Raw genomic sequence first — 26877 nt, 5'->3', positions numbered from 1 at the left:
TTTTTTCGGAGGTAGTCTCATGCAACAGATCAATCATTCCAAACCCGGTTCGAGAGGTGTTCTCAGTCTCTTCCTGGCCGCGTGCTGCCTGCTGTGGGCTTGCGGCAGCGCGCAGGCACAGCAGTACCTGGGTACGATTCGCGGAGAAGTCGTCGATTCGACCGGCGCCAGGGTACAGAACGCAGATGTCACGGTGACGGAAGAGAATACAAAGTTCGCAAGCAAGGCGCAGAGCGGCGATGCGGGCTCCTTCAACGTTCCTTCGCTACAACCGGGCACGTATACGATCACGGTTACGGCGAACGGCTTCCGGGCGGAGACACGCACCAACATCGTCCTGACGGCAGGACAGAATCAGCAGGTGGACTTCAAGCTGGAGACGGGTGCGGCGACCGAGACGGTTACGGTGACGTCCGATACGGCGCTGCTCGATACGGGGTCCGCGAACCTGAGCACGACGCTGAGCAACAAGGAGGTCACCGATCTTCCGAACATTGGCCGCAACCCGTTTGTGCTCTCGACGCTCGCCGCCGGTGTGACGACGACGGCCTACTCCCAGAGCAAGGCGAGCAGCTTCACGAATCCCTTCAGTGGCACGGCGGTGCAGATTACCGCAGATGGCAGCGCGGGGCACAACCGGCTGACGATCGATGGCATTCCGGACGATCCGGCGGAGCGGTTTTCGGGTGCGAGTTATACGGGCTTCGTGCCGTCTCCGGAAGCGGTGCAGGAGGTCAAGGTGCAGACCGCGATCTTCGACTCGCAGTACGGACACGGCAACGGGACGATTACCAACACGGTCGTACGAACCGGAACGAACAAGCTGCATGGAGCGGCATACTACGTGTTTCAGAACACGTACATGAATGCGAATACCTATGAGAAGGTACCGAATCAGAACAGCAGCAATCCGCTCGCGCGGACGCCGCGCGGCAATGACCAGTTGAGCCAGACGGGTTTTGTGGTGGACGGGCCCGTGTTTCTTCCGAAGATCTATGACGGACGTGACAAGACGTTCTTCATGGTCGCGTATGAGCGGTACCAATCGCACGTCTCTCTCCCCTACAGCACACATGTGCCTACTGCCGCTGAGCGGACGGGGGACTTCTCCGATCTTTGCTCGAACTTCGTCGGCGGCGTATGTGCCGCGGGAGCGGGAGTCCAGCTCTACGATCCGTTGTCGCTCGATGGTTCGAACAACCGCACTCCGTTCCTCAATAACAATCTCAGCGGCCGCATCAATGCGGCGGGGCAGGCACTGCTGAATCTTTATCCCGGGCCGAATGCGTCGGTGGGGAATGTGAACTATATCTCGAACCAGACGTCGTACCGGAGTTCCTATCCATCGTTCATCATTCGAGTCGATCACTCGTTCGGGACGAGAAACAAGATGAATGGGGTCTTCTTCGACTCGGGTCTGACGCAGGCTTATCCGCTTGAGGGTTATACGGGCGGGATCGGACCGGCAAGCAGCGCGACGGGATATGGGTACACGGTCTATCGGAACAATAAGGGTGGAAGCCTGGATGATGTGCATGTGTTCTCCCCTTCGCTTGTGCTTGATGCACGCATCGGGTTGCTGTACCACCCATTCGGGCTGACGTATCCGGGAAACCATAACTTTAACCTTGGAAATATCGGCATCAATGGAACGGGTCTTCCGTTCCAAACCTTTCCGGGCGTGACTGCAATCGACGCTACGACGAACACGGATCAGTATGGTGGACTTGCGGCAGGCGCGGCAGGGCAGATCAGCGAGAACACGACGGGATCGACCACGGCCGTGCTGACAAAGACGCTTGGAGCGCACTCGCTGCGGTTCGGGTTCGATGGGAACCTGATTCGATACAACGTGCAGAACCCGCAGTCGGGCTTTGGAAGTTTCACGTTCAATCGCCAGTTCACGCAGAAGAACTCGATCAACACGACTGTTGGCGCGGATACGGCTTCGGGCAATCCGTATGCTTCGGTTCTGCTTGGCTATCCCTCTTCCGAGACCTATAACAACCAGATCGCGTTCGCGCTGCAGCAGCTCTATGTGGCTCCGTTCGTGCAGGATGACTGGAGAGCGACCAGCAAGCTCACGGTGAACCTCGGCCTTCGGTGGGACTATGAGTCGCCCTTTACCGATCGCTATAACCGCCTGAACTCAAGCTTCTGCACTACGTGCGCGAACCCACTGCAAGCGTCCATTCCGGGACTTACGCTGAACGGCGGATTGCAATTCGTCAATAGCAACAACCGCTTTGAGTATTCGCGCGATCTGAATAACTTTCAGCCGCGTGTCGGTCTGGCTTACCAGGCGACGCCTTCGACCGTTTTACGGGCGGGCTTTGGCGTGATCTACTTCAACACGCTGGAGACACCGTTCGCACAGGGTTTCAGTGCGTCGACGAGCTATGTCGCCACGATCGATGGAACGCACCCGACGAACTCACTGAGCAATCCCTTCCCAACCGGGGTGAATGCTCCGACGGGAAGCAGCCTTGGGCTTGCGACGCAGCTTGGCCAGAATGTGAACTTCGTCGACCCAAACCATGTGCAGCCGAAGAGTACGCAGTATTCGGCGAGTACGCAGACGCAGTTTCCTGGCAACATGGTGTTACAGCTGGCCTACCTTGGGACGCGGCCTACGCGGCTTGAAGTCAACCACAACATCAACGTGCTTCCGGCGTCGTATTACAACCTGGGCACGTCGGAAGTCAGCTATCTGAACGCGACCGTGGCGAATCCGCTGGCAGGGGCGATTCCGAATTCTTCGTTGAATGCAGCGACCATCGCCCGGAATCAGTTGCTACTGCCGTTTCCGGAGTTCGGATCGGTCACGGAAAACTACTCGTCGATCGGCAGCGCGCCCTATAACTCATTGCAGGTGACGGTGAGCAAGCCACTCAGCCATAGCTTCAGCATCCAGGGAAACTTTACCTGGTCGAAGACGATGGTTCACACGAGCTTCCTCAATCCCTTCGACACTCACCTTCAGTCGAATCAGGATCCGGGACCGACTCTCGTTGCGAATATCTTCGGTCTGTACCAGTTTCCGAAGCTTAGCGGCCGTCCGGCTTACCAGAAGCTCCTGCTAGGCGGGTGGCAGCTCAACTCCGTGTTACGCGCGCAGAACGGAAGCCTGATCTCGGCGCCGAGCAACGTCAACATTCTCACGAACCCGAGCGTCAGTAATCCGACGTACGGCCACTACTTCAACACGTGCTATCTCGATGCATCGGGGGTACAGCATGGCTGTTCGCAGGATACGGCACCGGCGTTCCAGCAGCGGCTGAGCTATACGACGCAGAGCAATACTGCTTACCTGAACATCCGGCAGCGGGTACATCCCCTGATGGATGCTTCGCTGTTCAAGCAATTTGCCGTTCATGAAGGAGTGAATTTCGAGATTCGTGGAGAGTTCTTCAATGTGTTGAACACTCCAAACTTCGGGGGCCCAGGGACGTCGATCGGAAGCTCTACGTTCGGTGTGGTTACGCTGACGCAGGCGAACGATCCCCGCATTGGCCAACTCACGGCCCGGATCAACTTCTAACCGCGCAGTACACTGGCGGAGACCCGTATGCCGGGTCTCCGTCGTTCTTTCGATTTTCGAGGATTCGCATGTCCGTAACAAAAACGCTCTTCCGTCCTTACCGTGCGTGGTGGGCTGCTGCGTTGTGGATGGCTATGCCGTGGACGATGACGGCTCAGCCACAGGGAGATGGAACAGACCGGACTCCATCGTTGTCTTCGTTGCGAGAGGGTTTCCTTGAACCTCCCTCGGAGGCTCGACTGCGTTGCTATTGGTGGTGGCTGAACGGGAACACGGACAAGCCGACGATCACGCACGACCTTGAGGAGATGAAAGCCAAGGGGTTTGGTGGAGCGTTGCTGGTGGACGCGAACGGCGCAGATCAGGTGGGCAATCATCCCGTTCCCGCAGGTCCAACGTTCGGAAGCCCGGCGTGGGTCGAGCTCTTCACGCACGCGTTGAAGGAGGCAGACCGGCTTGGGTTGGAGATTACGCTCAACATCACGAGCGGGTGGAATCTTGGCGGCCCGGATGTAACTCCGGAACAGGCTTCGAAGCTGCTGACCTGGACTCGCACCGAGGTGAAGGGCGAATCTCAGGATTCAATCAAGCTTGCCGCTCCGGCATCGCGCAACGGGTACTACCGCCAGATCGCCGTGCTCGCTTACCCGCTTCAGCATGGCTCCGCGCTTGCAGCGCAGCCCGACGACCGGCAGGGTGACCGGCATACGGCGGAGCAGGAGGTGTCGCAGGATAAGGCTGGCGATCGCGCGGCAGCGAGGGCATTGCAGACCCTGCGTTTCCGGTCGGCGGCGGCGGAGAGCGGCTTCAGCATGCCGGACGGGTCCGCGCTTTTGAACGATGGGCTGGGACAGCAGTTCGCGGGGGATCCGGGGTTTGCCGATACGCCTGCCAGTGGGGTCGTGGATCTTACGGCGCAGACCAGTGCGGACGGAGTGCTTGGGTGGAAGGCGCCCGCGGGAACATGGGAAGTGCTGCGAATCGGTTATACGGATTCCGATGCTCGCGTTTCGACGGCCAGTGGCGCCTGGCAGGGGCTGGCGATCGACTATATGAGCAGCGAGGCCTTCGACCAGTATTGGGAGCATACGGTCGAGCCTCTGCTTACCGCCGCCAAGCCTTACTCCAGCCTGAAGTACCTCGCGACCGATAGCTGGGAGCTGGGCGGAACGAACTGGACTCCGAAGTTTCGCGAGCAGTTCCGAAGGCTGCGTGGTTATGATCCGGTGCCCTGGCTTCCGGTCGTGGCCGGGCGGGTTGTTGGAGACCGGGCGCAGAGCACGCGGTTTCTGACCGACCTTCGACGCACCGTGGCGGACCTGATCGTGAGTGAGCACTACGACGTGTTCGCCGAGAAGGCGAAGGCCCACGGAATGGGCGTGGAGGCCGAGAGCGGGGGGCCGCATGGAGCCCCGATCGATGCGCTTGAGACGTTCCGCCATGCTGCCGTGCCGCAGACAGAGTTCTGGTCCGAGAACCCGCACCGGAACACAGACATCGAGCGCTTCTTCACCAAGGAAGGCGCGAGTGCGGCGAACATCTACGGGCAGCGATTCGTGGCGCAGGAGGGCGAGACCTCGATCGGCCCGCAATGGTCCGAAAGCCTCGCGACAGATCTGAAGCCTTCCTTCGATATGGCGATCACGGAAGGAATGAACCGGCTGGTGTGGCATGAGTTTACGTCCAGTCCAGCCGTGACGGGTGTGCCCGGGCAGGAGTACTTCGCCGGGACGCACCTTAACCCCAAGGTGACCTGGTGGAATGCGGGCGGAGCGTTCTTCACGTATCTCAATCGAGCGCAATACATGATGCAGCAGGGAAGCGCGGTGGACGATGTCCTGTATTTTTACGGAGACAACGTGCCGAACTTTGTGCGGCTGAAGGCGGACGATCCGGCGCATGTGCTGCCGGGCTATGACTACGATGTGACGGATGACGATGCGCTCCTGAGGACGATTCGGGTCGATGGGCGTGAGCTTGTCGGGCCGAGTGGCGTGCGATGGCGCGTGCTTGCCCTGCCTCGAACGCGTCGGGCTTCGGCGGCAGTGCTCGAACTGGCTTTGCGATTTGTGCAAGGCGGGGGCGTGCTGGTGGGGCTGCCGGTGGAGTCGTCCACGGGCAATGCCACGCCTGCGGAAGAGGCTCGCATGTCGACACTGATTCATTCCTTGTGGGATGGGTGCGGCAGCGGCGGATCGCATGCGGTTGGGCGAGGGTTGGTGTTCTGCACAGACAAGACGCGGGAAGCTTTGACGGCGCTCAAGGTAGAGCCGGACTTCGAGGTGGTGGGGATCGGGGCTACGCTGAAGGCATCCTACGGTGCGACCTCCGGCGGGCTCGACTATGTGCACCGCAGGATCGGTTCGACCGAGGTTTATTTCCTGCGGAATGCGTCCCAGGAAGCGGTGAGCTTTCGTGGTGTGTTCCGCGTGCCACAGCGCAGAGTCGAGGTGTGGGATGGAGTGAGCGGGGCCATGCAACCGGTCCGGGGCGAGGTCTCAACGGATGGACGCATGACGGTCCCGCTTTCTCTCGGAGCGTTCGGGTCAGCCTTTGTGGTCTTCAACGACGCGGCGCCCATGCCAGAAGCGACCTTGCCGACGATCGTCACGGCTCCTATTCAAGCAACGTGGTCGGTTACCTTTCAGGCGAATCGGGGCGCGCCGCCGGGCTCGATCGCGATGCCCGCTTTGACAAGTTGGACGGAATCCTCCAATGCGGGTGTGCGCTACTTCTCGGGTTCGGGGACTTATCGGGCGAAGGTGAGAGCACCGGTATGGTCGCCGGGAGATGGCGTGTCCCTGCAGTTTGGAGACGTTCGAGAGATTGCCCGGGTTCGCGTGAATGGGAAGGATGCGGGTACTGTCTGGGCGAAGCCGTACATGCTGCGGGTCGATTCGCTGTTGCATCCAGGGGAGAACGAGATCGAGGTCGAAGTCACGAATCTGTGGCCTAACCGCATCATCGGCGATCTACAGCCGGGCAACGACAGAACCTATACGTCCACAAATATCACACGATACAAGGCGGATTCTCCCCTGTTGCCTTCAGGGCTCATTGGACCGGTGGAGTGGGTAGTGGAACCACGGAGCAGCCGAAGGAAGTAGACACTTTGATACGTGTCGCCTCTAAAATTCCAGCAGGTTTTCGCGGAGATGCTTGTACTTATATTCCGTTCTGACGAGGCCTCTTCGCTGTAGGGCGGGGACGAGGCCTTCGGTGATCTCCGTGATATAGCGGCGAGTGAGGGGGCGATACTGAATGAGGAAGCCGTCCCCGCCGATCGCATCCATCGCCACCTCCATCTGGTCCGCGACACTTTCGGGAGTGCCGACGAATTCGAGCGAGCTTGGTTTGGAGGCGACGATCATCTGCCTCAGCGTCCTGGTTCCACCTTGTGCGTGACGGAGGAATCCGTCCAGGGTCGATTGATGTCCTTCGGTCTTGAGGTCCAGATCGGTGAAAGGGGCGTCGAGATCATATTTCGAGAAGTCGAGGTTGTAATAAGCCCCGCCGTACTTGTGGAACGCGTTGATGCGCGCTTCATCCATGGCGTAACGGCGCTCGTAGTTTTCCTGTGCCTGCGCGTCGGTATCTCCGAGAATGGGGCTGACCAGGTAGAGGACTTTGACGTCGTCGGGGTTTCGTCCGCATGCGGCGGCACGGGTTCGAATGCTATCGCGGTAGTCCTTGAGGACCAGAGGATCGTTTGCGCCTCCGGATGACGCGAGTACGGTGTCGGCATGTTTGGCGGCGAAGTCCATGCCGCGCGGCGAGCCGCCGGCCTGACAGATGACTGGGCGTCCCTGGGGTGACCGGGAGACATTGAGGGGGCCGAGGCCCTGGAAATACTTGCCTTTGAACTCGAACTCGCGGAGCTTACGGCGATCGACGTACTTGCCGGAGTTGGCATCGGCGATGACGGCATCCGGTTCCCAGGCATCCCATAGCTGCTTGACGTACTCGACCATCTCGTCGGCGCGTTCGTAGCGTTCGTCGTGGGGAGGCTGCTTGTCACCGAGGCCGAAGGAGCGTGCGGCGTAGTCCTCGCTTGTGGTGACGACATTCCAACCGGAGCGTCCGGCGGTGATGTGATCGACGGAGGCGGTAAGCCGGGCGAGAAGATAGGGCGGCCAGAAGGATGTGGACATCGTGGCGATGAGCCCAAGACGGGTGGTGACGGAGCCGAGCATGGGGAGCATCGGAAAGGGGTCGATGCGTGACTCCATGTTGTCTGTCGGCTCGCTTGCGACGTGGTCCTCCAGCATGATGTAGTCGAAGCATGCGCGTTCGAGAGAGCGTGCCATGTCCATGAGGAAACGTCCGGACGCCCACTCACTTTCCTCGACGTCTCGTCCACCCCATTGATCGGGACCATTCGGCATCCATGCATGAGGGCGTGCGTTGGTAAACCACGCGAGATGGAATTTCTTCTTCATTGCGCGACGGTCCCTTTGGATTTTGCTTCGGCGATGAGAGGTTGGCGGGACCGGCTCCATGAAGAAGCCGGCCGCCTGGGGTTGAGTTAGAAGACGATCTTTCCGCCTAGCTGGATGTAGCGGGATGCGGGTACAGAGTTGGCGGCAACACCTGTCGCACCGCCGTAGTAGCCGCTGTTGTAGCCGTTGCTGGCGAAGGTGGTGTCGGTGATGAAGGCGTCCGGCGTGCCCAGGAAGTTAGTGTTGGTGACGTTGAATATGTTGAGATAGAGCTTCGTGCTCAGGTGCTCGTTGATGGGGGTTGTTTTTTCGATGGCGAGGTCGAGGTTGCTGAACTTCTGCCCGACTTCGGGGGCTCGGCTGACTCCGCCAAAAGGATTGCCGATCATCCTGGCGATGGTCCGGTTGTTGTAGATGTAGTGAGCGTCCGTGGCGGCGATCGGCTTGTCCAGCTTCTTGAGGCAGGTTGGATCGCTACCGGGTGTACAGCTAAGATTTGAGCTGTTGTAGTAGTTGCTCGAGCTGTAGTTGTAGTAGCCGGTGCCTCCCGTAGACACCGTGGATGTGGGGTCCGCGACGTAGATGCCCACCACGCCGATCGGGGCCTTCTTGTTGGAGAGAATCGGACGGCATGAATCCCACGTGATCCAGGCGGCCGCGAAGCTCTTGTCGCAGTAGCTGCTCGTGTTGTCGGTGGTGCCTCCGACGGCGGAGGCATAGGACTGGATCGGTGTCCAACGCTGGCCGCCGTTGTAGGAGTAGGCCGGCGAGACGGTGAAGCCGTTGATTGCGCGGTTGATCCAGCTCTTGTCAAAATGGGCGGCCGGCACGGTATAGACGATGCCGAAGGAGAAGACGTTCGGGAACGAAATGTCGGCGACACCTCTCTCGGCGCGGTCGGTATCGAGCGGATTCTGGGCGAAGGCTGTGCTGCTGTAGGAGGGGGTACTGGTTCCGGCTGTGACGGGGCCGAGGGAATCACCGTTGCTGATGGTCTTGCTGAACATGTAGTTCACAAAGGCGGTGACGCCGTGATAGTTCTGCGTCTGAAACGACGTCTGCAAACCGTTGTACTCGCTGAAGGCAGTGTTCGCGCGCTGGCGTACGTTGCTGGATCCGCACTTGAGACGACCGTTATCCACGCTACCAGCCGCGGTGTCCGAACAGAGAGCGCTGGGGGCGATGATGCTCGGGAACGCGTTCGCTACGTCGAGCAGATAGGGGTTTGCATTGAGTGATTGAAACTGCTTCGAGGTGCGGTTGCTGACATATGCGGCCGTGACCGTGGCGAGGCGCTTGACGCTGTATTGCAGGCCGAGTTGGAAGGTCTGGACGTAGGGGTTCTGGAAGTTCGGGGGGCTGTTCGTCAGGTTACGGGTGTTTGGATTGATACCCGCGCCCTCCGGGATGTATTGGAGGAGTTGGCTGCGGGTCTCGGCTGCGGTAGCGCCGGCTGCGGAGATGCAGGTGATGCTGGCCGAGCAGGTCACAGTTCCGAGGTTGATGACGGGAGCAGAGGCGGAGTTATTCAGGAAGATCACGTAAACGGAAGGATCGAACTGAATGGAGTAGGCACCGCGAACGACCAGGCTGGTGAGACCCGCGGGATTATAGGCAAAGCCAAGGCGGGGCTGATAGTTCTTCCAGCGCGGCGGAGTGTAGGGATAGGTGGTCTGCGACAGGGGCAGGTTCGTATCCCAGAACGGCTTAGATCCGGTTTGTTGCGCCACGGAGCGATCATGTAGAAGATTGATCGCCTGGCCGAAGAACTCGTAACGAAGGCCAAGGTTGAGGGTGAGGGAAGGCATGATCTTGAAGTCATCCTGGACATAGAGCGAGAAGTCCGGTTCCTTGAAGGGAAGCAAGGGGTTGCCATCCGAGAGGTTGACTGTCCCGACGTTGTTCAGATAGTTCGCGAAGCTCGTGAATGTGAATACGCCGGTGTAGTTAGACAGGAAAACGGTGGGTGAGTTCTGGTACGTGAAATCTCCTCCGAAGCTGACAAGGTGCCGACCGTGTGCCCAAGTCGCATTGTCCTGCACCTGCGTGACTTTTTGGATACGGCTTGTGATCGATCCATTCCCATATCCATATCCGACGGAACCGGAGATCCCAACGGACGAGGTACAGGCATTCTGGTTTGCCGCGAGACAATTCGCCTGAGTTCCACCCTCTTGCGCGAGCTTGTTCTGTTGGAAGCTGTAACGTAACTGATTGACCCAGCTTGGTGAGAAGGTATGGGTCCAGTCTCCACCGATAGAATGCGCGGTCTGCGGCTTGTTATAGAAGTAACCCGTGGGAATGATCCCGCCAAGCGCTGTGTTGCTTTGCTTCTGGTAGATATAACGGATGAAGAAGTGATCCGACGCGTAGGGCTGATAATCCAGTCTCCCGATGTAGTCCTGGTCGTTATAGACGGCCGGTATGAACCGCTGCACGTTGGCGAACTCGACATTCGATACGGTTTGCGTGCCAACGGTGAATGTCTGGTAGGTCTTGGTTCCGACTGGAACGGGATTGCCGGCCGAGATACCGTATGGACCCTGGTTGATGAGCGCGTTGACCGCGTTGTTGGTTGGGAGGGCGGAATGCAGGGTGGCAAGACCGGCAGGCGTGGGAGTGGCAACACTGGAACTGGATGCGCTTTGACCTTTGCGGGTCCGCTCCAGGTTGAGGCCGCCGAAGTACCAGAGCTTATCCCGAAGGATACGGCCACCGGCGGTTCCGCCAAAGCGGTTGTCGTTGAAGCGAGGAACGGCTGCGGCTTTACAGGCATTCGCGGCAGGTGTCTGCCCGGGTGCGCAGTATCCGTTCAGAGTGGTCTTGTTGGCGTTGGGAATGGAGTTGAGGAACGAGCCGATGTAGTACTCGTAGGCCGTGCCGTGATAGCTGTTCGTGCCGTTCTTCGTGATGTAGTTGATTACTCCGCCCATGTTGCGGCCGTATTGCGCGCTGAAGTTTGAGCTGATGACCTGTACTTCCTTGATGGCATCGGAGTTCTGAAAGATAACCTGAGGGCCGCCGGAGTAGTTATCGTTATTGGCCTGCCCGTCGAGCTCGAAGTTATTCGACAAGGAGCGCTGGCCATTGATGGAGTAAGAATCACCGTTTGAAGGAGAACCGCCTCCACCATCGTGCGCCTTTACTGTTCCGGGAGAGAGGGAGATGAGGTTGTCGAGGCGACCGTTGACCGGGAGAGACTGAATGGCCTCGGTCGGGATCGAGGTTGTGATCTGAGATTGATCCGTCTGAAGCATCGCGGAGGTGCCACCGGTGACCTCCACCATCGTTGTCGAAGAGCCGATGGCGAGGTGCTCCTGGCCGAGCGCTGTATCCCCGCCCGCGGTCACGACGACTTTCTCCACCGAGAGCGCCGAGAACCCGTCGTGGGATATCGTCACCTTATAGGTTCCAGCGGGCAGACTGCGGGCCGCAAACGCCCCACTCTCATTTGACTCGAGACCCACCTGAACTCCCGTGGAGGTCTCGAGGATGACGACATGGGCACCCGCTATGAGGGCTCCCTGCGCATCCACGACGCTTCCGGAGATGGTGCCTGTAGTGATGCCTTGCGAGAAGAGAGAGAGGTTGCCTGTGAACATGAGCAACAAGGATGCGGATAGAATCCTGGCCTGGTTTCGGATACAAGTCATCAGAACCTCCGTGCGGCGCATAAAGTGAATTTAGATTTGGCGGGGCTGAAACAGACTCTATTAGTTAAGTTAACTATTCGCAAGAATAAAATGCGATTTATGTAAACAATGATTGATGTAGCGGGCCGCAGTCTTCTGTTAGGCGCTATTTTCCTGCAGCGTGGCCTGGGACTTCAGTCGAGAGGTATGGTTGAAGCGAAGCCGCCATCCTGCCAGATAAGCGGGGCGGCATCTCCATTGATGTGGATGGCCTGGACACTTCCGATGAAGAGTGTGTGGCTTCCATATTCGAGCTTCGCGTCGACCTTGCAGAGAAAGTTCACCATCGCGTCCGCGAGATATGGCATGCCAGTCTCATGCAGCTTCCAATTACCGAGTGCGAAGCGATCCGCACCCTTGAGAGCGCCGCTGAAGGGACGAACGAGATGACTGTGCTGCGTGGCGAGAAGGTTTACGGAGAATAGCTCGCCAGCGCTGACGGGATGGTGAAGGCTTGCGTTCTGATTGACACCAATGACGAGCGAAGGAGGATCGGCCGAGACTGCACTTACGGCGGTAGCAACCATGCCAGACCACTCCTCCTGGTGCGCGGAGGCGATGATGGTGATGGTTGAAGCAAGTCGTCTCATTCCGGATTTGAAGTCGCCTGCCAGGTTCGACGGATGCTGCGTGTCGCTCATATCAGATCTCCCTCTACGGTATCGTTGCGATGCTTCAAGAAAGGAAGTGCCCATAACAACGTTCCCAGGTTCAAGGCGGCCATCATGGCGAAGGGCGCGACGTGGCTTACTTTATCGAAGAGGATTCCGCCGGTGTAGTTCATCAGCGAAACACCGATGATGGCGATGAGATTGATGATGCCGATGGATGCGCCACGGAGATGCGATGGTGCTTCCTGTCCCATCAATGCGCTCAGGGTCATCACGATGAATCCTTCGGCGAGGCCCAGTAGAACGGCGCAGAGATAGGCCGAAGGGGCGAAGACATCATGGATCAGGAGAGGCGAGAGATAGCTAAGGGCGACGAAGAGGAGGGCCGCCAGGAGGAGCGTGACACGATTGAATCGATCGGCGAGCAATCCTACTGTGAACTGTGCGACGAAGAGCGAGCCGAGGACTACGGAATACATCTGACCGGCATGCCTGACGGCGTCGGTCGTGCTGATGCCATGCTCACGTCCGGCGGCCGCAACCCAGAAGGAGAGGAACGTGCTGACGACGGCGAAATCGCTCCGCATGAAAAGCGATGTGATGAGGACAAGTTGAAAGCGCTTATTCGACTTGGCATAGCGGAGAACATTGACGAGGTTTGCTCCCAGAGTTACGACCTCAGCCTTGAGGTCGAGCTTGCTTTCACGGTGAACTGGCGGATCCTGTTTTAGCCAATACCAGGCCACGAGGCAGCCGGGCGCGACGAACAGGCCGAAGATCCAGAAAGAGAAGCGCAAGGAGCTGAGCGAGCTGATTCCGAGATGCTGGAGCCACTCAGGGAGGCGTGGTCCGATCTGAGCGGCAATGAGCACCACGCCGCCGATGTTCAGGATAGACATCATGCTGCCGTATTTGCCGCGTGATGAGTTATCGGGATACTGCAAGCCGTGAGCTCCGCCAACGGTGAGCGTGATGGTCTGCGAGACTCCGAGGAGGAAGATAACGGCCATGAGGGCCTTCAACGATGAAGCCATCGGATAGAGTAGGCAGGCCGTTGCCATCCCGACGTAAGCCAGTGCCATGAAGCGGTTGGCGCGAACCCGATCGGCGATGGCACCGAAGAAGAGCGTGAAGATGAGGACGGCCATGTTCATCGTCAGTGCAAGTTCACCGCCGGTGCGGCCGAGCAGTTCCTTCGGAAGATGGATCCGCTGCGAAAGAATATGCGGCTGCATGAGAGACAAAAAGTTGGTCGTCACCACACTTGCAAGCGCGATGTAGGACATGGCCCCGACATGGCGGGGAAGGATCCCAACCCCGAGCTTGATGGGTCCGATGTAATGCCGCTTGTCCTCGATGGCTTCGGTCTCGCGGGCTGTAACCGGCGCGGTGGGCGTCCCGTTCTCTTCGCCTGGAGCGTCTGATGGCAAAGGACTTTGCGGGGATAACGGTTGAATAACACTGGAACTCATGCCCATGGGAACACCCACCCCGGGCAGAATGCGTTCAGGAATATCCCGCTTTTGGTTGCCATGGCTCATGCTATTAGTTAAGGAAGCTAACCGCAACAAAAATAATTTTATTCACCGATCCTTGATGCCGCGAGGGTCCCGAGCGAGTTAGCGATGGCGAAGAAAGGGTATAACCCTTGAAAGAACGAGGATGTTCAAGGCCGCCATCAGCGCGAAGGGTGCGGCATAACTCCATCTGTCAAATACCACTCCACCCGCATAGTTAATGAAGGCCACGCTCACGATGCCGATGAGATTCACGATGCCGACCGTTGAGCCACGGATACCCGACGGCGCCTCCTGAGCCATGACGGTGCTCATGGATGACGAGAGTGCGCCTTCGGTGAGTCCGATCACGACGACGACGAGATAGCCTCCCATTGCAAAGACATCCTTTACGAGCAAGGGTGAGAGCAGAGCTCCCGTGACCGCCGTCAGTGAAGCCACGAGCAGGATAGTCCGGTTGAACTTGTCCAGGAGCCATCCCGTCGCCATCGTCCCCGAGATCGTAGCTACTTGCATGCAGGTGTACATTGCACCGACGTGCTTCATGGCCGTGGCTGTGTCGATATTGTGCCGGTGACCGGAGGCTATGACCCATAGTGAGAGATAGGTTGTGACTACCGCATAGTCGCTGCGGGTGACCAAGGCAGCGAACAGTACCATTTGAAAGCGTGGTTGACGCCGCGCATGTCGAAATACCTCTGTGAAGTTTGTTGCCAAGGTCTTGAACTGGGTGCCGAGGTGGATGCTTCCTGAAGAAGGCTTGCGCACATCCTGCTTGAGGCCGAACATGGAGAGCGCGATTGCCGGGAGACCAAGCAGAGCTACGACCCAAAAGGCGTAACGGACCATCTGGTTGGGTCCGTAGCCCGCGTGTTTGAGGAGTAAGGGGAGGCGCGACGCGAACTGTCCCGAGAAGAGCGTAACTCCACCGATCATGCATAGGGATATCAGGCTGGCGTACTTCCCCCTTGATCTGTTGTCCGGGTAGGACATGGTCGTGGCGACCAGAGCTACGTTGTTGGCGACCTGTCCGATGCCGAGGAGAAAGATGATAGCCCGTGCCGAAGCGAGCGACGTCGAGAGGGGATAGAGTATCGCCGCGACGGTGATGATGAGACACGAGAGAGCGACGAAGCGGTTGCATCGCACGTGGTCCGCGATGGTTCCGAAGATCGTCACAAAGCAGAAGACCGCCATGTTCTGGATAAATGATAGTTGTCCGACGGTCTGTCCCAGGTGCTCGCGGGAGAGGCCGAGGTGATCGACCAGAACATACGGCTGCATCAGCGGAAAGAAGGTGATGATGCAGATCGTCGCGATGCCGACGTACACATAGGAGAAGACGTTGCCCGGCGTGATGCCTTCGCCGAGAAGGATCGCACCAATGCGCCGGGGCGCGGAAGCGACGGACGCGTCCTCGCTGAAGTCGGGTTCGTCACTGGTAGAGAGGGGTACGCCGGCAGCGCTCATGGGACAGCCTCGGGAATCGATGTGGCTGAGAGTGTGTGCTTAGATGACACCTGCAAATGAGGTGGTCCAGGTAGGCCGGATGTAGAGGATGACCCTGTTGGTGGGGGCGGCCGGAGTTGGAAACGGCCCGGCGCCGCGCTTCGCCGCGAGATAGGCGAGGTGCAGCGCCTGGGGGTCTTCCTCGACCTTCTCCAGGACGCCGCGCACCTCGAGATAGCGCATGGAGATGCTGGGATCCGCGATGGTGACGACCACCTGGGGGCGCTTTGTGATCGTCTGGTAGACGATGTGGTTTGTTGTGTTCGTGAAGCGCAGATACTCGCCGTCGAAGTCGCACCACAGGGGCGCGCATCTCGGCGAACCATCCTCAAAAAGGGTGGTGAGATGAGGGATAAGGGAACCTTCAAACATGTCAAGGTGCGTCTCGGGGATAAGTGCCTGTTCGATGACGACCACGGGCTTCTTTTCTTCCGGCATGGAGACCTCCAGTGTGTGAGTGTTCCGTTGTGTGCTTCTTTAGAACTCCATCAGGTTGTCGCGGAAGTGCTTGTACTTGTATTCGGTGCGAACGAGGCCGCGCTTCTGCAACTCTGGAACGAGACCATCAGTGATCTCCGTGATATATCGCCGGGTGAGGGGGCGGCACTGGATGAGGAATCCGTCGCCGCCGACCGCGTCCATGGCTTCTTCCATGCGATCCGCGACCATCGCCGCAGTGCCATAGAGATCGAGCGAACTGAAGTTGTGCATGTTGCAGATCTCTCGAACGGTGCGCTTGCCGTTGAGGCCGAGGTTGTAGAAGTTGCCGAAGGTCGCCTGGTGCCCTTCGAGCTTCGTAATATCGATGACCGGTAGGGGCTTATCGATATCGAGGCCGGAGAGGTCGATCATGCCGATGTGGCCCATGCCCTCAAGACGCTTGCGGATCTGCTCGTCGGTGAGGATAGGCTGACGACGTTGACGCATGATCTCGGCCTCCTCCAGCGTATCGGCAACGAGGGGCGTGACCATGTAGAGGATCTTGATCTCATCGCCCGACCGCCCGAAGCTTTCGGCACGCGCGCGGATGTCGTCGCGGATCTCCTTCATGGCCGCGTAGCTATCGGCGCCTCCGGTTGAGACCAGGATGGTGTCGGCATACTTGGCACTGAAGTCCCTGCCACGCTCCGAGGTTCCGGCCTGGCAGATGACGGGACGCTCCTGGGGCGATCGCGCAATGTTGAGGGCACCCTTGCACTTGTAAAACTTGCCTTCGAAGTCCAGGATCTTTACCTTATCCGGATCAACGTACTTTCCTGTCTCTTCATTCATTACGATGGCGTCGGGCTGCCAGCCATCCCATAGTTCGCGTACGAGTTGGGTGTACTCCGCGGCGCGTTCGTAGCGCTCAGCATGGGGCGGCTGCTGATCCTGTCCGAAGGCCTGCGCGGCCTCGTGTTCGCTGGTCGTGACGATGTTCCATCCGACACGTCCGCCCGTGACGTGATCAAGCGATGCCAGGGTGCGGGCGAGCATGAACGGTGGATAGAACGACGTCGACATGGTCGCCACGCAACCGAGGCCTTTGGTTGCGCTTGCCATGAGGGGCATAAGAGGCACCGGGTCGAGTCGGGCCGACCCATGCTCGCCGAAGGCAACATGGTCTTCCAGCATGATGTAGTCGAAACAGGCGCGATCCAGCGAGCGTGCCATATCGATGAGAAACTCGCCCGTCATCCACCGTGTGGTGTCATTGCCCGACCAAGTTGCGGCTCCCTTGCCATCAAGCCTCCAGCCGTGGGGGATGGCGTTGGTGAACCATGCGAGATGGAATTTCTTCTTAGTCATCGTCACTCCTTATGCGGTCTTCGGTGTAGCGTTGGTCTCTACCGGGCCGGAGACGGTCGCCCCGGCGTTGGTCGGCATGCTGAGAAAGAAGGCGAGCGAGATGAGAGTCACGCCGGAGATCATTGGAAAGATTGGCGTGATGTCGGCGGAAGAGATCTTCGTCGTGTGATGAGCCTGCATCACGGCATGCAGGACGACGGCCGATGCGCCGATACCGAGACTCGATGCAAGCTGTGTGAGAACGCTGGAGAGCGACGACGCCCGGCTCATGGCCTTCTGGGGCAGGTCGGCGTAGGCGAGCGCATTGAGTGCGGTGAAGAGGGTGGACCGGAACATGCCCGAAACAAAGAAAACGGCAACGATCATCCAATGAGGCGTCTCTGGCCGGAAGAAGGCATAGCATGCCTGCAGAATGGCGGCGACTACGATGTTGGTGACGAGCATGCGCTTGAAGCCGAAGGCCTTGACCAGAGGCTGGGTAAACTTCATGGTGAGCAGGGATCCGAGCGCGTCGGCCAGCGTGAGAAGTCCGGCCTGGAATGCGGACAGGCCGAAGCCGAGTTGCAGCAGAAGGGCGAGCAGGAACGGCCCTGCGCCTAAGCCCAGCCGGAGAAACATTCCTCCGACGGTCGCGCTGCGATAGGTGGGAATTCCAATGATCGAGAGGTCCAGGATGGATGTCTCCCGGGCTCTTCGATAGTGAAGATAGAAGAGAATAAGCGAGATAAGGCCGCCCCCCAGAAGGCTGTTGACCGCCCACGCGGGCAGGATATTTCGACCGACATTCTCAAAGCCATAGACCAGTCCGGCGAGACCAAACCCAGTAAGAAGAAAGCCGGTCAGGTCGAGCTTCTGCTTCTCCGTCTCGCGAACGTTGGGGACATACATGGTCGTGAGGATTGCGCCGATGAGGCCCATGGGAAGGTTGATATAGAAGATCCAACGCCACGAACTGAAAGTGACGATAAAGCCGCCGACCGGGGGACCAAGCACAGTACCCAGAATGCCAGGGAGGATAAGAAAACCCATGGCTCGAACCATCTCCGCCTTCGGCAACGTGCGGAGGAGAACGAGGCGGCCTACCGGGAGCATCATCGATCCGGCTATGCCTTGAAGAAGGCGAGCCACGACGAGATGCCAGAGCGCGTGAGCGATGCCGCATCCCACGGAGGAGACCGCGAACAGGATGATGGCACCACGGAACACGGTCCTTGCGCCGAAGCGATCCGCGGCCCATCCGGAGATAGGCAGGAAGACAGCCGAGGCAAGCAGATAGGAAGTAATGGCGGTGTTCAACATCAGAGGATCCTGATGCAATGCGCGCGCCATGGTGGGCAATGCATTGGAGATGACCGTTCCGTCGAGGGTTCCCATGAAGAGGGCGAAGCCTACGATCATCGGAAGAAGCAGACTGCTGTGGGACGACTCGACGATCTCGGCACCGGCAGAAAGGTCGGCCGCCTCGACCATCTCTTCCAGAAGTCCACCCGGGACCTCAGACTCGGCGGTCGTCTCGGACATCACGATGGTGGTTTTTCCGACTGTCAATGAAGTCCCCGTGGTCAGGATTTTTTGGCGAGGGTGATGGGTTACCGGAGTGGACCGGCAAGCTGAATAAGCGTGTGACCAGAGTGCGACGATGTCAATAGAGTAGGTATGTTAACTAATAATTGCAAGAAGAAATTAAAGAGTCTTCGATTGAGGCTTATACCGAGACCCGATCGGACGGCAGAAGCCCAAGGTTGCGCATCATGGATTTTGCGTTCTCCTGCGTTGTTCGATACTGAGACCAAAACCAAGCGGTAGCCAGAAGGACCGCGAAGCCGCTGAAGATGACGGCGATGGCCGCCGTATAACGATGAGCGATCCACCCTGCGAGCAGCGTGCCGAAGGGAAGCATGCCGGTCATCGCCATGATGTAGTAGCTCATGACACGTCCACGCATGTCTTCGTCTGTGAGCGTCTGGAGGATGGTGCTACTGGCGGCCATCGACTGCATCATGCCGAATCCGACGAAGAACAGGAGAATGAGTGACAGGTAAAGCTGATGCGAGAAGCCGAAGGCTACCAGGGCGAGCCCGAAGAGCGTCGAAGAGAGTGCGACTGACCTGACCAAGCCCACGGAACTCTTGCGTAAGGCGAGCGATAATCCGGAAAGCAGCGCGCCCACGCCCGGGGCGCCGAGAAGCAGACCGAGGGTCTGTGGGCCTCCATGCAGGACGGTGCTCGCGAAGATTGGCATGAGAATCGTATAGGGGATGCCGAGCAGGCTCAAGATAGCAAAGAGAGTCAGGATATTGCGAAAGGGAACCGTTCCCGCGACGTATGTCCAACCTTGGCGCATCTGCTGCACCACCGAGACCGGGCGTTGGGCCACGCGTTCGCCCGGGGTGAAATGCATCGCGAAGAGTGACCATAAGACCGCGATGTAGCTAATGCCATCTATAAGGAAGCACCAACCCTCACTACTGAAGGCCATGATGGCACCTGCGATGGACGGGCCGAGCAGTCGCGCGATATTCACGATCGATGAATTGAGGGCGATGGCGTTGCCGAGAACCTCCCTGTTATCCACCGTACGGGTGACAAATGTCTGGCGCGCCGGCATGTCAAAGGCATTCGCTACACCCTTCACGGTGTTCAGCAGAAATATCTCGGCGATGGTGACATGGCGAGACAAGGCCAGACCTGCGAGTGCGAAAGACGTGAGCGCTAGAATCACCTGGGTGATCGCCGTGAGACGGCGCTTATCGTGGACCTTATCTACCCAGACACCGGCCAGAGGAGAGAGGAGAAAGACCGGCATCGCCGTCGTGAAGCCAATCCAGCCAAGCAGGAGCGCGGAGTGCGTGAGCTTATACACAAGCCAGCTTGTGGCCACACGGGTGACCCAAGAGCCGATGAGCGATATTCCCTGGCCGATGAAGAGGAGCCGGAAGTTTCGGTAGCGAAGGGCCCGCCAGGCATGGGAGTATTGCTCGAAACGTTGCCGTGGCACGGGGGATATGCCGACACCTCGAAAATCGGGGTCCAGGTCTTCCAGGCTTGGCTTCGACGTCTCGGGAACAGCCATTGGGATCACTCACCTTCCGGGTAGGACTGCCGCAAACAAGATAGTTATAATAACTAATTGATAGCACATCGAGAACTCTTTCGAGCCAGAATCTGAGGCTTGTTTTTCTAGCTGTTTTTATGTCGTCGAAGCTTCGGGGTTACCGGTATCTAGAATCACAGGTTGCCTTTAAGGCTTCGAGCCTGTTCTCGCGGGTGCGGGGTTCGATGTATTATTAGGTCTCTTAACAAACCTGCATTTCGCGGACGGGAACACTGTATTGATGACCATGGATTCTATTGATGTATCGCACTTAGCAGACCAACTTCGCCCGGCCATTCTCAGATTAAGTCGCCATCTGCGGCGGGAAGCCCAACGTGTTGGACTCTCAGCCATGGATGCCCAGCTTCTAGCGCTCGTTCATGACAAGCCCGGGCTTGGGGTATCCGATCTGGCGGATCTTGAACAGATGAGCCGACCGGCCATGAGCGCTCACGTGAAGCGACTGGTGGAGGCAAAGTGGGTGACGCGACGGAAGAACAAGCCGGAAGACGACAAGCGCCACATGTCTCTCGTGATTACAGCAGAAGGGGCGAAGATCCTCGCGGCGACGACCAAGCAGCGCAGCGACTGGCTTGCGGGTCGCCTGGGGCTGCTTTCCAGCCAGGAGCGGGCTTCGCTGGAGAATGCAATCGATTCATTATCGAAGCTGATTGAGTAGTCAGGATTCTGGCTGAAAGCACGCTGGAGCGCGGATTTCAAAGCGAAAATTTCCTTGAGATGACGGTCAGTCGTACCTTTTGCACCCTCTGAAGCGGGGCCTCGCTCTTTTTTCTTGTAAAGTAGTTAACATAACTAATATAGTGAAGTCGATATCGAGTCGGCGACGCTGCCCCCTCGCTATCCATCCTACAAGCGAGCAAGCACATGAGCGGAAGAGACAAGCGATTTCATCTGGCGTGGTTTACGAATGCAGTGCCGCATGGCTGGATGGATGGAAAAGCCTCTCCATGGGCGGGTAACGATATCACGGAGTGGATGACGGGCGAGTTCCTGATCGATATGGCTCGCTCTCTCGATCGGGCCTGCTTCGACTACATCATGCTGGAAGATCACGTGGCGTTCGATCACATGGCCGGCTTAACGGCACGCCTGGATCCAATTAGTATGATGCCACTGATGGCGGAGGCGACGACTGGGCTTGGCGTGGTTGCCACCATGTCCACTTCGTTCTATCCTCCCTTCCTGCTGGCGCGCACCGCAGCCTCTCTCGATCACCTTACCCGTGGACGGATGGGTTGGAATATCGTGACGACGAGTGAGCATGAGGCGGCACATGCGTTCGGTATGGAGGCTCAACCATCGCATGGCGAGCGCTATGAGCGAGCGGCGGAATATACCGATCTCGTGTGTCAGCTTTGGGACGGGTGGGATCCGGACGCAATCGTCATGAATGAGGAGACGGGGCAGTATGTGGACCCGTCGAAGGTGAAGCGGCTCGACTTTCAGGGGAAGTATTACAAGTGCAAGGGCGCCCTGAATATCGCTCGATCACCACAAGGGCGGCCGGTTCTCTGCCAGGCCGGCACGTCGGAGCGTGGCCGGGATTTCAGCGCGAAGTATGCCGATACTATTCTGGTCTCCACAGGCGGCGCGAACGACTACGGCGTGATGAAAGAGATTCGCGACGACATTCGTTCCAGGGCTGTGAAGATCGGACGCGATCCGGATGAGATCAAGCTCCTCTACATGATCACGCCGATCATGGCGGAGAGCGAGGCCGAAGCGGAACGCTTGTGGCATCTTCGCAAGCCTCCACTCACCCCGGCCAGCATCAAGGGAATGGTTGAGGGGTTGTCACGGCTTGGACAGATCGACTTGACGCAATACGATCTCGACGAACCGCTTCCGTTCATCGATATCACGAAGCTTGATGGACACCAGGCGACCTTCAACAGTTTCTACAGGTCGTGGGATGGAAAGAAGACCTTCCGCGAGATGCTAGCGCGGCGCGGCGGGGTCAGCTCGCTCGATCTCTTCGGCACACCAACGCAAGTGGCCGACAGGATGGAGGAAGCGATGGAAGCAATCGGCGGCGATGGCTTCCTGCTGCAGTGCAGACCGTTGACGCGGCGCTACATCACCGAGGTGACGGAAGGGCTCGTGCCGATCCTGCAGAAGCGTGGACTGGTTCGCAAGAAATATGAGCACACGCAGCTGCGCGACAACCTCCGAGAGTTCTGAGCTTCCATCAGCGAGCAAGAAGAGAGGATTCCTTCCATGGCAGACTCGAAGCAAAGCGCACCCCTGGAATCGGCAACGATCCCGGAGAGCATGTTGGACCTCCTAGAGAGGCCATTGGTGCCGCATCTTGTGACCCTGCTTCCCGATGGGACACCGCGGACCAGCCCGGCCTGGTTCTCATACGACGGTGAATTCCTGAAGTTCACCGCGACGACCAGCCACATCGTCTACACAACGATTGCCACGAATCCTCACGTTGCGGTTTCGATCGCCGACCCACAGTACGGCATGCGATATCTCGAGATACGCGGAGTTATCGAGAAGATCGAGCCCGACCCCGAAGCTACACTGCTCTACGCTGTAGGCAAGAAGCACAACTATGAGTTTGCTCCCCAGGCAGTTCTCCCGGCCCCTCGCGTCATCCTCTGGATGCGCCCGACCGCGACGACATCCTTCAATGGAAGCAAGTGAAGAGAGCAAGGAGAAGGTGATGCTCCAAGAACTGACCTGGCGCCCTCGTCTTGAGGAGTCCGCAACTATTCCGGAAGCTTTTCTGGATTTATTTCAAGGAAAGCACATTCCTCATTTCACGACGCTCCTCGCCGATGGCTCACCGCGTTGCTCCCTCGTGTGGTGCGACTTTGATGGAATGTATCTTCGCTTTAGCGTGACGACCAAACACATCACCGGGCTAACGGTCGCGAATGATCCCAGGGTAGTCTGCATGGTCGCCGATCCCGCGGTGCTGGACCGGTACATTGAGGTGCGCGGTGTCATCGAAAAGATCGTGCCGGACCCCGAGGCCGATCACGTCTATCGACTAGCCAGCTTACGTGGTGTCGTGCAACCAGTTCCTTACCCTGGGGCGTCGGATCGCGTCATTCTTTACATGAAGCCAACGGTCGTCTTCTCCTTCCCCGGGTATCACCACCATTACTAGAAGCATGCAGCGCGAAACAGGAGAGAGTATGTCAGACGAGGCATCGCTCGAAAGCTTAAAAAGAGCCAAGACAACTTACCCGATCGAGGACATCATGCTTCGACGCTGGAGCCCTCGCGCCTTCGCGAGTCGAGCGGTCAGCGACGCAGACTTAAGCAGCATCTTCGAGGCGGCATCCTGGGCTGCTTCTTCTTACAATGAGCAGCCGTGGCGGTTCGTGGTTGGACGGCAGGGAGATCCGACCTATGCAAAGACTCTTGGCTGCCTCATAGAATTCAACCAGCTCTGGGCCGGGCGAGCGCCAGTGCTCCTCCTCTCGATCGCGAAGAATGTCTTCGCCGCCAGCGGCCAGCCAAATACATCAGCGATGCACGATCTTGGCGCGGCCACGGCTCACATCAGCCTGCAAGCGACCGCCCTTGGCCTGCACACTCATTCGATGGCGGGATTCGACAAGGACAAGGCCAGGTCTTCCTTCGCAATTCCGATGGACTACGATATCGGCATTGTGACTGCTCTTGGGTATCTCGGTGACCCGCAGGATTTACCCGAAAAGATGAGAGGTCCTGAGCTTGCTGCGCGAGGACGGAAAGAGTTGGCCGATTTCGTCATAACTGCATGGGCAGAACCGTGGAAGACATCATGATGCACCCAGCTTAGCCTGGCAACAGGGGCTCCAGGGTTTAGAGCAGATTCGAGTTCTATCGGGGGATTGTGTTCATCGTCACTATGTCACAGATCGCGTCGGCCCGAATCCCAACAGCCTGGGGGGAGTTTGTCATCCATGGCTTCGAACCCAGCGGTGTGCTGGATCGCGTGGACGGTTACAGCATGGTTGCGTTCACGTTGGCAGACCGTAAGGACCGATTCCCAGTCGTCTTTATTGCCTCGGCTTGCCGACTCTGTGAGACGTTCGGGTCGGTCCACTGTGGTGCGCGTCTCGGTATGGGCGCCGCTCTCGAAGCAATCGCCGCACATGGTGCCGGCGTCGTTTTGATGCCTTATGATGAGGTGACAACGTTGACCGAAGGTCTTCTGAGGGCGGACGATGTCGAAACAGAAGGCCGGTCGCTCGCATGGGCAGCGGGTGTCCTGAGCGAGTTGGGAGTTAGTGCGTTCTCCCTTTTGGCTGACTCGCGCCGTCACGCGGCTGCGCTGCTCGAAGCGGGTTTTGATGTTATCCATTCTGACTCCCTGTGTCCGGAATCTCATCTTCCCCACGAAGAACTTTCTCAGTGCATCGGTGCCGAGGACGCTCGATGAGGCCGAAGGGGCGCGTCGCGCTCAAGCAGTCACCGTTTACGGACGTGCCGGGTGCGCTTGCGGAGATGAGAGCAAGGCGGATGGTCGTCGTGATCGACAACGAAGATCGCGAGAATGAAGGCGATGTCGTTCTGGCCGCTGACTGTGTTACGCCAGAGGCGATCAACTTCATGGCGAAGTACGCTCGCGGTCTTATCTGCCTGAGCCTTACAGAGGCATGTGCCGATCACCTCAGGCTTCCACTGATGTCTCTCTACAACACCGCGCGTCTCGGCACGGCATTTACCGAGAGCATCGATGCGATCGATGGCGTTGGCAGCGGGATTTCGGCCTACGATCGAGCAGCGACCATCCGCAGGGCTGTGTGCTGTGATGCCCGCGCATCAGACTTCGCCAGGCCAGGTCATGTGTTCCCTTTGCGTGGGCGACAGGGCGGTGTTCTTACGCGAACCGGACATACGGAAGCCTCGATCGATCTCGCTCGGCTGGCTGGATGGACGCCCGCCGCAGTGATCTGCGAGATCATGAACGATGACGGAACCATGGCGCGCCTTCCACACCTGATCAACTTCTGCTGCACCCACAACATGAAGCTGATCACGATCGCGGAGCTGGTTGCGTATCGTCTTCAGAGCGCGGAAGAGCCGACTTCGAATGACGTACGAGCATTCAAAGCATAGGTCCTCTCGAAGGGTTCGCGGGTGTACCGCTCGGCATTAATTTCTAACGATGCGCGAAGAGACTATCTCGGACTCGAGTTGTGTTCCCGTAACCCGCGATACTCGCAACAAGGCCTGGAAGTAGGGGAACGGCTTTTGCCTCAAGAGAGCCTGGAGTCTCTCGAGGCTATCCTCACTCGTCAAGAAATCTCCCCCAGCTTCTGTTGCCTGCGAGTCCGTTCCAGCGATGATGAGCGTGTTGCCCGTGTTTGTCGGATTCGGAAGAAAGACGATCATGCAGTAGGCGGTCTTCGCGCCGGAATCAGCCGAAAACTCGTACTGAGGCTGTTCGCTACCGGTCGGGTTGTCAAGGGTGATGACGGATGGCCCCGAGCCGTACGACTGCTTGAAGTGGTAGGCGAGGCGATCCTCAAAGAGCTCGACCCAGGGGTTGGATCTGCTGCTGCCCACAAAAATCGTATTACTCCAACGCAGCCGATGACCTGCATACTCGCGTGCCGCGACGAGACGGGTGCCATCGTCACCGGTCTGCAACTCCGTGATCCTGCGCGCGACCCGGAAATCACCGATACTTCCCGTGCTTCGACTGAAGATGACAGCAAGATCTTTCCGCTGTTGCTGGCTGGCATCGCTCGATAGGGGTTGCGGCGATTGAGCCGTCCGATAGCTGTAATCGAGATAATTCGCCAGCGAGAGCTGCTTTTGAAGGACATCCTGGGCGAGCCCAAAGGAGGTGTCAGCCAGGACAATCTCAGGAGGAAGCTTTCGTCCAAAAAAGTTGCCCCAGAAGGCTCGAAGGGCTGGTCCGCTCTGCCACTTGTGAAGAGTGGACTGGGCTTGCTGATCTCGATGAACTTCGAAGATGAGCGCCGCTGTCAGACCGGCGATCATGACGATGAGAGCGATCTGCAGGCTTTTGGGGAAGACCTGCGGGAGATGACTGCTGCCCGGGGGAAGTGACGGGGTGACTTCCGAGCCGGTCGCAGCTACAGGTTCGAGGTGTTCTTCGACGAACGGGGGCTCATTGGCGAGGATGACGATCGGCTCCTGCGGCCGAACGCGGAAGACGGGACTGTAGCTCCCCCGTGGAATCTCGAAGGTGAGGGGCTCACCGCTGCCTTCATTTGCAAAGTAGATTTCGATCCGCTTGCGCAGCTCCATTGCATTAACACGAACAATGTTGTCCTGCGAGGTGTCGTAGGAGGCCGAGCGCCCAAAGACGGCCATGCCGATCTGCTGCTCGTGAAGGTCCTGGACACCATGAAGCACGGTCTCGTTGCCGACGTAGACAAGAAAGTCGCGGAGACGCTGGGAACGGCGGAACGGTGTGCTTTCCACAACGCGGCTCAGAAGCCTCTCCCACTCTGCTTTGGACGGTTGCACTAAGAGCTGAGGCGGTTTGGTCTCCGTGGTTTGCATTGGGACGTCCTTGGAAAGGATACCATTTTCAAAAGGGGCTTCCAGTCACCCTTCTTACGGTGAGAACGTGGGTTTCTCACGGTCTACGGGGCTGTTTGGCGCACGTAGGGCGTTTTACGCTCACCGAGTGGCGTCCTTGGGAATTCGGCTGGCTCGGAGGCGTTTCACCTCTGTCCGGCGGA

At 58.3% G+C, this 26877-nt stretch carries 19 protein-coding genes; 9 read left to right on the top strand and 10 right to left on the bottom strand.

From position 1 onward, the window contains the following. Nucleotides 1–19: 19 nt before the first annotated feature. Complete coding sequence (locus GRAN_RS18140; RefSeq protein ID WP_128914466.1) at nt 20–3541, top strand: outer membrane beta-barrel protein; 3522 nt, start codon at nt 20–22, stop codon at nt 3539–3541. Nucleotides 3542–3609: 68 nt separating this feature from the next. Then, nucleotides 3610–6648 carry a glycosyl hydrolase gene (locus GRAN_RS18135; protein WP_128914465.1) on the top strand — a complete coding sequence of 1013 codons (3039 nt, stop codon included), beginning with the start codon at nt 3610–3612 and terminating at the stop codon, nt 6646–6648. Nucleotides 6649–6669: 21 nt separating this feature from the next. Here GRAN_RS18135 and GRAN_RS18130 read toward each other — a convergent pair whose 3' ends face one another. The 9 genes from GRAN_RS18130 to GRAN_RS18090 all read right to left on the bottom strand — a co-directional run bounded on the left by GRAN_RS18130 (nt 6670) and on the right by GRAN_RS18090 (nt 20170). After that, nucleotides 6670–7980, bottom strand: a complete 1311-nt coding sequence (locus GRAN_RS18130; RefSeq protein ID WP_128914464.1) for an NtaA/DmoA family FMN-dependent monooxygenase — start codon at nt 7978–7980, stop codon at nt 6670–6672. 86 nt (nt 7981–8066) lie between these two features. Continuing rightward, nucleotides 8067–11633: a TonB-dependent receptor gene (locus GRAN_RS18125; protein ID WP_161571040.1), complete on the bottom strand. Its 3567-nt coding sequence runs from the start codon at nt 11631–11633 to the stop codon at nt 8067–8069. Nucleotides 11634–11806: 173 nt separating this feature from the next. Beyond that, a complete protein-coding gene (locus GRAN_RS18120; RefSeq protein WP_161571039.1) occupies nt 11807–12313 on the bottom strand; it encodes a flavin reductase family protein in 507 nt (168 codons plus the stop codon). Continuing rightward, nucleotides 12310–13713 carry an MFS transporter gene (locus GRAN_RS18115; RefSeq protein ID WP_161571038.1) on the bottom strand — a complete coding sequence of 468 codons (1404 nt, stop codon included), beginning with the start codon at nt 13711–13713 and terminating at the stop codon, nt 12310–12312. Before GRAN_RS18115 ends, GRAN_RS18120 begins: the two co-directional genes overlap by 4 nt. A gap of 189 nt (nt 13714–13902) precedes the next feature. Then, nucleotides 13903–15270: an MFS transporter gene (locus tag GRAN_RS18110; protein ID WP_128914460.1), complete on the bottom strand. Its 1368-nt coding sequence runs from the start codon at nt 15268–15270 to the stop codon at nt 13903–13905. 39 nt (nt 15271–15309) lie between these two features. Further along, nucleotides 15310–15747 carry a pyridoxamine 5'-phosphate oxidase family protein gene (locus GRAN_RS18105; RefSeq protein WP_128914459.1) on the bottom strand — a complete coding sequence of 146 codons (438 nt, stop codon included), beginning with the start codon at nt 15745–15747 and terminating at the stop codon, nt 15310–15312. A gap of 39 nt (nt 15748–15786) precedes the next feature. Beyond that, nucleotides 15787–17097, bottom strand: a complete 1311-nt coding sequence (locus GRAN_RS18100; protein WP_128914458.1) for an NtaA/DmoA family FMN-dependent monooxygenase — start codon at nt 17095–17097, stop codon at nt 15787–15789. 9 nt (nt 17098–17106) lie between these two features. Then, nucleotides 17107–18645, bottom strand: coding sequence for a DHA2 family efflux MFS transporter permease subunit (locus GRAN_RS18095; RefSeq protein WP_128914457.1), 1539 nt, complete (start codon nt 18643–18645; stop codon nt 17107–17109). A gap of 157 nt (nt 18646–18802) precedes the next feature. After that, on the bottom strand, nt 18803–20170 hold the full coding sequence (locus tag GRAN_RS18090) for an MFS transporter (RefSeq protein WP_128914456.1): 1368 nt from the start codon (nt 20168–20170) through the stop codon (nt 18803–18805). 373 nt (nt 20171–20543) lie between these two features. On the opposite strand from GRAN_RS18090, the gene GRAN_RS18085 reads away from it, so the two are divergent. The 7 genes from GRAN_RS18085 (at nt 20544) to ribB (ending at nt 25276) form a co-directional block, all read left to right on the top strand. Then, nucleotides 20544–20870: a MarR family winged helix-turn-helix transcriptional regulator gene (locus tag GRAN_RS18085; RefSeq protein WP_161571037.1), complete on the top strand. Its 327-nt coding sequence runs from the start codon at nt 20544–20546 to the stop codon at nt 20868–20870. Between the two features lie 206 nt (nt 20871–21076). Beyond that, nucleotides 21077–22393 carry an NtaA/DmoA family FMN-dependent monooxygenase gene (locus GRAN_RS18080; RefSeq protein WP_128914454.1) on the top strand — a complete coding sequence of 439 codons (1317 nt, stop codon included), beginning with the start codon at nt 21077–21079 and terminating at the stop codon, nt 22391–22393. Between the two features lie 36 nt (nt 22394–22429). After that, on the top strand, nt 22430–22864 hold the full coding sequence (locus GRAN_RS18075) for a pyridoxamine 5'-phosphate oxidase family protein (protein WP_128914453.1): 435 nt from the start codon (nt 22430–22432) through the stop codon (nt 22862–22864). Nucleotides 22865–22883: 19 nt separating this feature from the next. Next, nucleotides 22884–23333, top strand: a complete 450-nt coding sequence (locus GRAN_RS18070) for a pyridoxamine 5'-phosphate oxidase family protein (RefSeq protein WP_161571036.1) — start codon at nt 22884–22886, stop codon at nt 23331–23333. 4 nt (nt 23334–23337) lie between these two features. Beyond that, nucleotides 23338–23979, top strand: coding sequence for a nitroreductase family protein (locus GRAN_RS18065; protein WP_241654931.1), 642 nt, complete (start codon nt 23338–23340; stop codon nt 23977–23979). A gap of 83 nt (nt 23980–24062) precedes the next feature. After that, nucleotides 24063–24596, top strand: a complete 534-nt coding sequence (locus GRAN_RS18060) for a GTP cyclohydrolase II (protein ID WP_241655066.1) — start codon at nt 24063–24065, stop codon at nt 24594–24596. Further along, complete coding sequence (gene ribB, locus GRAN_RS18055; protein ID WP_128914450.1) at nt 24593–25276, top strand: 3,4-dihydroxy-2-butanone-4-phosphate synthase; 684 nt, start codon at nt 24593–24595, stop codon at nt 25274–25276. Before GRAN_RS18060 ends, ribB begins: the two co-directional genes overlap by 4 nt. Before the next feature lie 36 nt (nt 25277–25312). On the opposite strand, the gene GRAN_RS18050 is transcribed toward ribB, so the two are convergent. Next, on the bottom strand, nt 25313–26614 hold the full coding sequence (locus tag GRAN_RS18050; protein WP_128914449.1) for a hypothetical protein: 1302 nt from the start codon (nt 26612–26614) through the stop codon (nt 25313–25315). Between the last annotated feature and the right edge of the window lie 263 nt (nt 26615–26877).

Source organism: Granulicella sibirica, assembly GCF_004115155.1.
GTDB lineage: Bacteria > Acidobacteriota > Terriglobia > Terriglobales > Acidobacteriaceae > Edaphobacter > Edaphobacter sibiricus.
Note: the sequence above shows the minus strand (reverse complement) of the source record. Positions and strands in the feature narration are given on the sequence as shown.